Raw genomic sequence first — 9524 nt, 5'->3', positions numbered from 1 at the left:
GCGTTGCTGAGTCAGCGCTTGTTCGCTTCTCGGATGGAGCTTCCGGTCTGGTTGAAGCGCTGCTACGAGCGGCGCATTCCGACCCGCAGACTGCCGGGTGGGCGGAGTCACGAGCTCTCGTACGCGTACTGAGGCTGGTGAATGGGGCAGATGGCCTTGTCGAGGAAGACCCAGGGACTCGTCAGGCGCATTCTTCGGACCACAACTCTCCGATTGCGGTAGGAACGGCCCTTCACCGGTGAGGCCATTCGGCCAATGAGGCACCGAGAGATCGCCGAGAAATGTTGTCTCTGCCTTGATGGGAATGGGGATCAGGTCGTGAATCGGCCCGGGTTCTCCCGGAGAGGGCATTAGCGGGTTTTCCCACGGTTATCCCAAGTTTCTCGGGGACTGTCGGAGTATAGTGTAGGCTAAGCTCCGGAACTCGGCTCCTCCGTGTCTGATCTTCCAGACGGATCCAGCGTCGATCTCCGAGGGGGAGTACTAGTTGGCTGATTCCACTGGAGTACTAGAATTCGAGGGCTGGGAACTCGATCTAGATCGAGAGGAATTGCGACGCGACGGCGTATCGTACGACATCCAGGCCAAGCTCCTTGAGCTTCTGCTCCATCTAGCGCGCAACCGGGATCGCACAGTTTCACGAACTGAACTCTTCAGCACCGTATGGGCCGACGTTGTGGTTTGCGACGATGCGGTTTCCAGCGCTCTCAAGGACCTCCGCAAGCTCTTGGGTGATGACGGTTCGCGTCAGCGGATCATCCAGACCCGACGCCGAATCGGCTACCGATTCGTTGCAGATGCAGTGCGGATTGGGGAAGACCGAGGCACGGTTCGTCGATTGCCTCTCCAGATACCTCCTATGAGACCGAAAACAGATGCCAGTCGCAAGACGCCGCTTCTGGGTAGACGCACCGAACTCGCGGCGCTCGAGCGCTATCTAGACGATGTTTCCGAGGGTCATCCACGAATCGTATTGATCTCCGGTGACGAAGGCATTGGCAAGTCGCGCCTGGTTGAGGAGTTCACGGGAGTTGCTCAGAAACGAATTCGATTGATTGGAACCGGACACGCAGTTCCGGACAGCGGCTTTCCATATAGGCCGGTAATCTCGGCGCTCGGAACTCTGGTCGTAGAGTCGGATGAATTCGAAGAGGAGTCCTATGGTGAAGACCTCGCACCGATTCGCGAACTGCTCCATCCGGATCCGAACAGGGCTATCGACTGGGAACAGAACCTCAGCCTCGACGCGAAGCGCGAGCGCGGTGAGTTGTTCTCGTCCCTGACAGGTGCGCTAATACGATTGGCAAACGATCAGCCGATTGTTCTGGTGATTGAAGATGCTCATTGGGCCGACTCCGCAACACTCGAGCTGATCACCCACCTTTCGCTCGTGCTGGACTCCCAGGCGCACCCCGTCCACTGCCTTTTGATAGTGACGACGCGCGGAGGCACGCCTGAGGATACTCTGGTAGACGCCGCGATGGAGCGAATCGAGAGATCGGATATTGCTCGGCGCATAAGACTCGAGGGCCTAGATGAGCTGAGCACAAGTCGTCTGCTGGATGATTGCAAACTCCGTCATGTCGACCGCGAGCTCGGACGCGGGGTGTTCCAAGCATCCGGCGGAAATCCCTTTTTCGTTCGAGAGTTGGCCACCCACCTGTTGAGAACTCGACCAACGCCTGGAGATAGCTCGCTCAGTGTTCCCTCAAGCATCGTCTCCCTCCTGGGTGAGCGTCTAGGCCAGCTCTCGGACGAATGTATCGATGCGCTATCGGTAGCCTCCTACTTTGGTGATCGATTCAGCCGTCTGGCGTTGTCAGCCGCGACTACCCTCCACGACATCGAGCTCGAGGACCTGCTTGCCGAGGCCCTTGATGCGGGCGTCCTGCAGCGAGACGGGCAAACGTTCTGTTTCGAGCACGCAATGATCAAACTTGTTCTTCGCTCACGTGTTCCGGAGGAACAACGCGGACAGATTCACGCGCTGATCGCGGAAGTCCTCGAGGCACTGTATGCCACCTCGGCGGACGATCATGGGCACGCGCGCCACCACGCTCTGGAAATCTCAAATCACCTGATCCGTGCCGGGGGGGAGGTCGAGACCACGCGCGTGATCGCATACGCCCGAGAAGCCGGTGAACAGGCGTTTGCGATCTGCGCTTGGGCCGAGGCAGCGCGCCACTTCGCGGCTGCAGCTGACGCCGCACTACAGCAGGGAGATGACGAGCGCGCGAGATTACACTTCCGAGCAGCCGTTGCATTCAATCACGACCTCAGGGCCGAAGAAGCAGTCTCCCACTACCGTAACGCGATCGCCCTGTTCATCGACATAGGCGATAGGAAGGGTCTCGTCTGGGCACGCATGTTCTTGCTGCGTGCCCGGATCACGATTGCAGTCGACTCCTATGGGGCGGAGGTCGAGATCGGACCCCTGCAGGATGCCATCGATTCGCTCGGACGCGAAGAAGCAGTGCTCAGGGGCCTGGCTCTCGAGACGATCGCGGAAGCCTATTGGATGGCGGGAAAGAAGCAGAAGGCGACTGAGGCCGCGGCCAGCGCGCTTGTGATCGGTCACAACCAGGACAACGACGTCCTATGTCACTACGCCTGCCTTGGTCTGGCTTTATCCGCTTATCACGAACTCAACATCGTCGAGGCGTTGGACCATTGGAAGCAGGCCTTCGCTCATGCAGAACGATCCAGAGATCCTTGGCTGCAAACGGTGCCACCTGCGCGAATAGCAATGAGTCAGGTCGTTCTGGGCCAGCATGAGGCGGCACGCACCACCACGCATTCAGGTCTCGATCTCGCAAGGCGCGCGCAGAACTGGTCCGAGATTTCGATGGTCCTCGCGCAGCAAGCCGTCCTTGCGTTTGCCGGCGGCGAGTTTTCACGTGCTGCAGACCTGGCTAGCGAGGTTCTGGTATTGATCGAACGCACTGGGTATCCGTGGGCGGGACCTGTTGCAGTTCCGCTCTTGGCGGCCAGCGAAGCGTTCCGAGGCGAGTTCGGTGCCGCAGAGGCTGCGCTTGATCTGCTCACCGAGCCGGGTCGCATTTTCGCGAAACCCAGCCGGGGGATGAGCTTGATACGCGATGCCTATCAAGCTTGGGTAGGTGAACGTCCGGGTGGGACACCACGTCTGTCAACACCGAAGATACGACGACTTGCCGATGTGCTTGCCCGACACGGTTCCGACCCATTCTCCGTTGGCGCGGCTTGCGCACTTGCCGAGGTCGGTGTTCGCAGGAACGAGCCGAAGTTGATCGACGCTCTGCTTCCCCTCTTGAGTCATGCTTTGGAGAGGGGAGTCGTCTTCGGACCGGCATGCCCGATTCTCGTGCCACGCGTGATCGGTCAAATGGAAGCCGTACGAAAGAATTTCGACAGAGCGCGCTTTCTGTTGGAGCAGGCAGTCGATATCGCAAGGCAGTCGGAAGCAACGCTCGAGCTGGGGCTCAGCCAACGCGACTTGTCGCAGGTACTCAAGGTTTCCGATCACGACGGTGCTACTGCAGCGACCGAAGCCGCCGAGATCCTCTGCAGTTTGGGTCAAAAAGCTCTCTCCGAGATGAGCGTATTTGGCGAGCAGCCGTGGGCCACTGATCTCTGACCTCCTCAGATTGCCAACAGTCCTGACAATTCAATAAGCAGTCCTGACAATACAAAGGAGTTCCCCAACAATGCCTGGTGCAATGCCCGGACAGATCGCGAAGGGCCATATTCTGAAGCGCATCGACGAGACACTGAATGACTTATCTCCAGGCGGTGGTAGAGCTCTGTTCCTCTCCCGCCTGAAGGCGCAGAACCCGGACGGCAGTCCCACGGAGTCTCTCCTCACGATCCTCGGTGATCCCGCGCTGTTCGGGTTGCGTCGCAAGGACATCAAGCACCTGGAAAAGGACTGGTTCAACGACAACCAGGTCGATGGGCGGCGCCGCAGTTTTTGGCCCAGTCAACAGCCGATCGAACCGCTGCTCCGACACGGCATGACGTTGGCGATCGAGACCGCGAATACCTACGCGTCTTCTGCCCTGCCCATGGACGTGTACTGGATCTGCGCCGGAGATTCGTTCGAAGTGACAACTTGCGTCGGAAGCGCGCAGGCAACTACCTTGATCATTACATCACGACCCGAGATGTCAGACCGATTCCCGAGTGCATTTGAGGACCGAACTGACCTCGAACCGATTTTCACTGCGCGACCCACGAAGCGTGGCCCTGGTGAAGATGAGATCAGGCTGACACAGGACTATGTCGAGTTCGTTCGGCCGAAGGCGGAATCGGCGGGTCCGAGCTGAGGCGCGGTCCACGACGGCTAGTCGATCCAGGGAGCGCACGGGGTTCACAGCAAGGGAGTAGGACGTGAATCCAAGAATACGGGACGAACGCGCGAAGTCCGTTGTCGGGAATGTGTAACTCGTAAAGGCGCGGCTTCGGACGCAGATTCAGCCTAACGTACGATCGTTCGCCATGCGTTGAGATCACAGAGACGCCGTACGTTCCTACCGGGCCCTCTAGCAGGCTGCCGAAAAACGATTTCGAGACGCAGTCGAAACCGAACGGATCATGGTATTTGCTCGCGAGGGCCCCGAGCTCTGAAGTAGATTCATACACATAAGTGAGTACAAGGACGTGCAAGACGACTGGCTACAGTGGTTGCATTCATTAGTCGAGTCGATGCCAACTCCGGCAACGGTCTTTACCACCCGATCGCGGGTTGATCCCAACCTTCCATTGAGCGGGGCAAACGAAGCCTTGGCCGGGATGCTCGGACACTCACTCGATGATTTGCGCGGGCTCACGATCCCTGAAATCAGTCACCCCGAAGACGCTGCGCGAGATTCCGCCCTCTTTCTCGAACTGTTGGCCGGAAAGAGTACTCATTACACGATCGAGAAACGCCTTCTCCACGCTTCGGGATTCTTCTTTCCCTGCTTTCTGACCGTCTGGATCGCGGGTCGCTCTGACGACCGGATTACCTGCTTGGCGACGGCGACCGACATCAGCGAAGTGAAAAATCTGGAAGAGGCAATGCACAGCTCCGAGCATTTCGTCTCGGCGACTTCCGATCACATCTCCTTTCTGGGATTGGATTACCGCTACGTGGCTGTCAACGACAGCTACTTGCGAGCTCACGAGATGTCTCGAGAGGGGATTGTGGGCCATACGATCGCTGAGTTGCTCGGTCCCGATACTTTCAACGACCTGATCAAGAACAATATCGATCGGTGTTTCCAAGGGGAGACAATCAACTACGAAGCGTGGTTCAACTTCCCGGCTGAGAATCGGCGCTGCATGGCCGTCACCTATGTCCCCAGCAGGGATGTGGACAGGAAGATCGTTGGTGCTGTCGTGAGTTCTCGCGACATCACCGAAATCCGCAAACTCCAGACCGATCTCGCCAGATTCCAGAAGCTCGAAGCCATCGGGCGACTTTCCGGCACCGTGGCCCATGACTTCAACAATCTGTTGATGGTCATCAGCGGAGCGACTGAGCTGGCCCGGGTGGGGGCGAACAAGGGGAAAGACATTCGCGTCCATCTCGAAGAGATCGATGCCGCCGCCGTAAAAGCCTCGGAACTCACCGGGCACCTGCGTACGTTCAGTCGGGGTCAGGATCTGGAATTCGAAGAGCTTGATGTATCACGGGCCGTGCGCGACTTCGTACCTTTGCTTCGCTCGTCCATCGGAAAGAGCGTAGAGATCCAGACCTCCTACCCCTCCAGGCCGATGATGGCTCGACTCGGCGCATCACAACTCGAGCAAGTCCTTCTGAACCTCGCCCTGAATGCACAGGATGCCATGCTTGGAGGGGGCACTCTGTCCCTGACGATCGAGATGGTCCCGCTGGAACCGGGCGAGGTCGGAGACTCGGGCGGAGGCAAGCACGTCATGGTCAAGATCGCGGACACCGGCGACGGAATGTCTCCGGAGGTACTCGAGCGGGCCTTCGAGCCGTTCTTTTCCACCAAGGAAGTCGGAATGGGAACCGGTCTCGGACTGGCCAGCGTGTACGGCATCGTCAAGCAGAGCGGTGGCCAGGTGGATGTGCACAGTCGAGTCGGAGAAGGCACTGAATTCCGCATCTTCTTTCCGGCACTCGAAGAGGCTTGAGTTCCGGACGGAGCCCCGTCCCCGTTCGTTTGCCTGTAGAATCGAGGCAATTCGCGTCGCTGCTGCGACGCTGACGGGCTGGGCCGGGAGAGAGCATGAATCCACGCATCGTCTTGATCGGCGCTGGAAGCGCGCAATTTGGCTTCGACACCCTCGGAGACATCTTCCAGAGCGAAACTCTGGTGAATGCCGAGGTCGTATTGCACGACATCAATGCGACCGCGATGGAGCGAGTTCGCGCTGAGGGACAGAAGTTCATCGACGAACACGACCTCGACGTCACGCTCATCACCACAACGGAGCGCAAAGAAGCGCTACAGGGGGCGGACTTCTGCTTGATCTCCATTGAGGTCGCGGATCGCTTTGCACTCTGGGAACAGGACCGGACCGTCCCGCAACAGTTCGGCTTCCGTCAGGTCTTCGGCGAAAACGGTGGACCCGGTGGGCTCTTCCACTCTCTGCGCGTGGTGCCGCCAATTCTGGAGATCTGCGCAGACATCGAATCCATCTGCCCCGACGCCTACGTCTTCAACTACAGCAATCCGATGAGTCGCATTTGCACGACGGTGCATCGCAGATTCCCGGACCTGCGCTTCGTCGGTCTGTGCCACGAGATCGCTTCCATACGACACTACCTGCCGACGATCCTGGGGACTCCGTTCGACAACATCCGCTATCGCGCAGGTGGCTTGAATCACTTCAGCGTGCTTCTCGAGGCGAGTTATCGCGACAGCGGGCGCGATGCCTATCCGGATATCCGTGAGAAGGCGGCCCCCTACTTCGAATCCCTGCCTGATCTCGGCAGCCTGATCCGCACACTGCTCGAATCCCAGGCCGGATCGACTCCCGGGAGCGAACCGGCCTTGCGCGAAAACGCGCAGCCCTGGGCGGAGCGCGGACTGTTCCGCGCGTTGCTCGAGAAATTCGATTACCTGCCCATCACGACGGACAGCCATCTGGGTGAGTACGTGCAATGGGCGCACGACGTCGTCGATCACAAGGGCATTCTCGACTTCTACAACTACTACCGGGAGTGGATCGGGCGTTCGGACCCAGAGATCAAGACCACGCTGAGCGAGCGCTTCGTACCGATCATCGAAGGAATCCTGACGGACCAGAGTTACGAAGAAGCGGCGGTGAACATCCCCAACCGTGGTTTGATTCCGGATCTCCCCGAGTTCATCGTCGTCGAAGTGCCGGCCACAATCGACGCTCAAGGCGTTCACGGAATTCCACTGAGCGACTATCCAGTCGGCTTCCGGGGCCTGCTGCAGAATCAGGTCGCCGTCCACAGCCTGACCGCCGAGGCCATCTTGACCGGATCCAGGGATCTCGTGTTGCAAGCATTGCTGGTGGACCCTGTCGTCGACAAGATGGGCGCGGCGGAGGACTTGCTCAATACAATGCTCGATCTGCAGTCCGACCATCTCGGCTACATCAGTTAGGCCGTTACCAAAGAAACCCGTTGGGGAACGGAGATATGCGCGTCGGACCTCATTTGCCTGCTTTCGGATTTGCGCGGGTGTTGCCTTTGATTGATGAGGTTGTGCTTCTTCTCTGTTTCTGAAGATTCGCGCTTCGGATTCCGATCAGCTGAGGATGGAAACATTCTCTCTCTCTGGAATTACTGCGCCTCGTCGACTCGGGACGCTCGTCTGCTGGGCCGCCGTCGCCCTGTGTGCCGCCGGTTGCGCTTCGAACCGGACGCCAGATCAGATCGACCGGCTTCTGTCCGACGCGATGTCGGCTGCGAGTTCGCGTCATGCCGAAGGCCTGCACGCCGAGGCGGCCGTGATGCTCGATGCGGTCGAAGGCGTCGATGACCAGTACCCCGGACTGACGGAGTTGCAGGAATCGATTGACCCGGCCATCCGGGCCAGTATGCAGCGAGGTCCGCTGGGTATGAACTCCAAGCTTCGACCCGGAGTCAAGCGCTCAGGCGTGGTGCGCGCGCTCTTGTACCTGCCGGATCGCATCCTCGATCTCATGGACGTCGCTACCGTGGGGGTGCACTTCGGTCCCGGAGTATTCCTCGATTCGCACCTGACGCGGGGACTCCAGGCAAGCGGGGGATTTCGTTCTACCGGTGGGCTGGGTCTTCACGGGCATCGTTCACTCGGATTCAAAGCGCAGGCCGAGGCAGGACTGACTGTGGTTGCCGTCGGTGCACAGAGCTACGGAGGTACACTGCTCGGCACATCGGGCGTAAAAGGCAGCGCCGACAGCATGCTAGGCTTGCACTCGCCGTCCGCCCGGCTGTATCAGGATTTCCGCGACTACTGGGCGATCGGGGCCAGCGCGACTGCAGCATTTGTCGGATTCGAATTCGATCTACACCCCGTGCAACTGGTCGACCTCTTGGCCGGATTTGTGGGTGTGGACTTCCTGAACGACGACCTGGGTCGCACGCGCAGCCTGGAACTCGACGCCGTGGAACCGACATTGTTGGCCGAAATGTGGAAGGTCCAGCGCTCGCGCAGCGCACTCGAAGCGTATCGGGCGGCGCGCGACTCAGAATCGCCCGCGCTCGCGCAGGAGCCCGCCGCCCCCGCGAAGCCGCAGGCCGAAGAGGATATCGTCACGCCCGCGACGCCCGTCCCGGCCTCTCCCGCTCGCTTCGACTGAGCAGGAGCGGCCCGTCGCGCGATCCAGAGCCCTCCGCACGGGTGGCCTGGCCGTCGCCCGAAAGTTGAATACACATTCATCTCTAGTTGAATCCATATTCAATACGGGATAGGGTGCGCTCCACGAACTTCACGGAAGGAGCCCCCATGGCGAGCCCTCTCGCTTCTCGCAGTGTTCACCACGTCGCGTACACGACCCGCGATTCCGAAGCCACCTACGACTTCTACAGCGGAAAACTCGGAATGCCGCTGCTTCGCACGGAAAACCACCGCCAGGGCGATGGCTATTTCCGCCACTTCTTCTTCGGCATGGGAGGCGGCGAAGCCATTGCCTTCTTTGAAGTCAGCGGTGTGGGTGAGGACGCGGACTTCAAGACGGAGATCTCGAGTGGACTCGGACTTCCACAGTGGACAAACCACATCGCCTTCCGACTCGACAGTCTCGAAGAACTGGAGACGATGACCAAGCAGATGCACGAACGCGGCATCAAGGACATTCTCAAAATCGATCACGGCTGGTGCACTTCGATCTACACCCTCGATCCGAACGGGATCATGGTCGAGTTCTGCGTCACGACAGATCCGAGCGCATTCGAGCAGGGTGAAGAAGAGGCTCTTCGACTGATGCGGCTGTCTCCCGAAGACATCGAAGAAGAGACGCGGAAGGAAGACTCGATCGGGAAGCGGGTCTAGCCCTGATCCGTCCTACCGCCTCGGCGAAAACCGCCTTCGGCTCGCGCCAGAGCACGCGCTTCGCGGCCGTACTCGACCGCGCTCATC

The 9524-nt window shown here is 59.4% G+C and carries 6 protein-coding genes; all 6 read left to right on the top strand.

Annotation, left to right across the window (positions count from 1 at the left end):
* Positions 1-487 precede the first annotated feature (487 nt).
* Positions 488-3616 (top strand): AAA family ATPase, encoded by a 3129-nt coding sequence (locus tag GY725_05930; protein ID MCP4003717.1) that lies wholly within the window; start codon positions 488-490, stop codon positions 3614-3616.
* Positions 3617-3686: 70 nt separating this feature from the next.
* The gene (locus tag GY725_05925) at positions 3687-4304 is read left to right on the top strand and encodes a hypothetical protein (GenBank protein MCP4003716.1); all 618 of its coding nucleotides are present in this window, start codon (positions 3687-3689) and stop codon (positions 4302-4304) included.
* 379 nt (positions 4305-4683) lie between these two features.
* Positions 4684-6120, top strand: a complete 1437-nt coding sequence (locus tag GY725_05920) for a PAS domain S-box protein (protein MCP4003715.1) — start codon at positions 4684-4686, stop codon at positions 6118-6120.
* A 95-nt stretch (positions 6121-6215) separates the two neighbouring features.
* The gene (locus tag GY725_05915) at positions 6216-7565 is read left to right on the top strand and encodes an alpha-glucosidase (protein MCP4003714.1); all 1350 of its coding nucleotides are present in this window, start codon (positions 6216-6218) and stop codon (positions 7563-7565) included.
* A gap of 154 nt (positions 7566-7719) precedes the next feature.
* Positions 7720-8745, top strand: coding sequence for a hypothetical protein (locus GY725_05910; protein ID MCP4003713.1), 1026 nt, complete (start codon positions 7720-7722; stop codon positions 8743-8745).
* A gap of 146 nt (positions 8746-8891) precedes the next feature.
* Positions 8892-9437: a VOC family protein gene (locus GY725_05905; protein MCP4003712.1), complete on the top strand. Its 546-nt coding sequence runs from the start codon at positions 8892-8894 to the stop codon at positions 9435-9437.
* Positions 9438-9524 lie beyond the last annotated feature (87 nt).

This window comes from bacterium (assembly GCA_024226335.1).
GTDB lineage: Bacteria > Myxococcota_A > UBA9160 > SZUA-336 > SZUA-336 > JAAELY01.
This window is presented reverse-complemented; position numbering and strand designations above follow the sequence as displayed.